Genomic DNA, 268 nt, shown 5'->3' with positions numbered 1-268 from the left:
ATCCGGCCTATAAAAATGCAAACGCTGGATATCAGTATTCTTTAAATACGGCCAATCTACTGAATGGGCAACACACGCTGACAATCAGGGAAACCGGAAAAAATGGAGCTGTGACCGAACTTAAACGTCTTGTCAACGTTCAAAATGCCGTTCAGAACACCGCTCAGAATACCGTGCAAAATTTACCTGCAAAAGGTACCATTGATGAACCAAAGTATGGTGCAACCGTGAAGGACAGCACGCTAATCCGCGGTTGGTTTTTAGATGG

1 protein-coding gene is annotated in these 268 nt (G+C 44.4%); it reads left to right on the top strand.

Going from position 1 to position 268, the window contains the following annotated elements:
• On the top strand, positions 1-268 hold a 268-nt coding region (locus tag V7266_RS04400; protein WP_335466140.1), incomplete at both ends, for a hypothetical protein.

Origin of the sequence: Neobacillus drentensis (genome assembly GCF_036965645.1) — a bacterium.
Lineage (GTDB): Bacteria > Bacillota > Bacilli > Bacillales > Cytobacillaceae > Neobacillus > Neobacillus drentensis_D.
Note: the sequence above shows the minus strand (reverse complement) of the source record. Positions and strands in the feature narration are given on the sequence as shown.